At 65.8% G+C, this 1,130-nt stretch carries 1 protein-coding gene; it reads right to left on the reverse strand.

Going from position 1 to position 1,130, the window contains the following annotated elements; all coding sequences use genetic code 11:
* Window positions 1–159 precede the first annotated feature (159 nt).
* The gene (locus ACIRS4_RS38240) at window positions 160–927 is read right to left on the reverse strand and encodes an amino acid ABC transporter ATP-binding protein (RefSeq protein WP_404204885.1); all 768 of its coding nucleotides are present in this window, start codon (window positions 925–927) and stop codon (window positions 160–162) included.
* Window positions 928–1,130: the final 203 nt, after the last annotated feature.

A 1,130-nucleotide genomic window follows, 5' to 3' on the forward strand; every position in this document is an offset into this window, starting at 1 on the left:
CTTGATGCCGATGGTGAGCTTGCCGTCGGCGGCGTGCTGGCTGGCGGTCTTGTTGCTGCCGCCGCCGCACGCGGTGACGGCGAGGGCCAGGGCAGCCACTCCGGCGGCGATCCTGAGCGCGGGGTTGATCCTCATCGAACGTCCTGTTCTCTTGTGGAGTCAGTGGGAGAGGATCTTGCCGAGGAAGTCCCTGGCGCGATCCGATTTCGGTGCGGTGAAGAAGGATTCGGGTTCGGTGTCCTCGACGATCTGCCCGTCGGCCATGAACAGCACCCGATTGCCGGCGCGGCGCGCGAAGCCCATCTCGTGGGTGACGACCAGCATGGTCATGCCGTCGCGGGCCAGCCCGACCATGACCTCGAGCACCTCGGACACCATTTCCGGGTCGAGTGCGGAGGTGGGCTCGTCGAACAGCATCACCTTCGGGCTCATGGCCAGCGCGCGGGCGATGGCCACGCGCTGCTGCTGTCCGCCGGACAGCTGCGCCGGATACTTGTCGGCCTGATTGGCGATGCCGACCCGGTCGAGCAGCTCCAGCGCCCGGGCTCGCGCCTTGGCCTTGTCGGTGCGGCGCACCTTCACCGGCGCCAGCATCACATTGTCGAGAATTGTCTTGTGCGCGAACAGGTTGAACTGCTGGAACACCATGCCCACGTCGGCGCGCAGTTTGGCGAGGGCCTTGCCTTCCTCGGGCAGTTTCACCCCGTCGACGGCGATCTCACCGGAATCGATGGTCTCGAGCCGGTTGATGGTTCGGCACAACGTCGACTTGCCGGAGCCCGAGGGTCCCACCACGATCACGACCTGCCCCTTGGGCACTTCGAGATTGATGTCACGCAAGACGTGCAGCGAGCCGAAGTGCTTGTCCACATTCCGCATCGAGATCATCGGCGCGGGAGTGCTGATGGAATCGGCCACGTCGGTCATGACCAGTGACCCTAACCACCTTGCGCCCGAAATGCTCGTCTTTGCCGGTCCGGCCCGGGCTGTGCCGAGACTCGACACCCGCGCGTAACCAGCGATTGACGCCGCCGAGACCAGTCCGGCCGGTCGGGCGTTGATTCAGCGACAACTCCGCGACCATCGGCGGCCGTCGACCGATGGCGTTTATGGCCCGCGCGGGGCAGCTA

It is taken from the genome of Streptomyces sp. NPDC101166 (assembly GCF_044768125.1).
GTDB lineage: Bacteria > Actinomycetota > Actinomycetes > Streptomycetales > Streptomycetaceae > Streptomyces.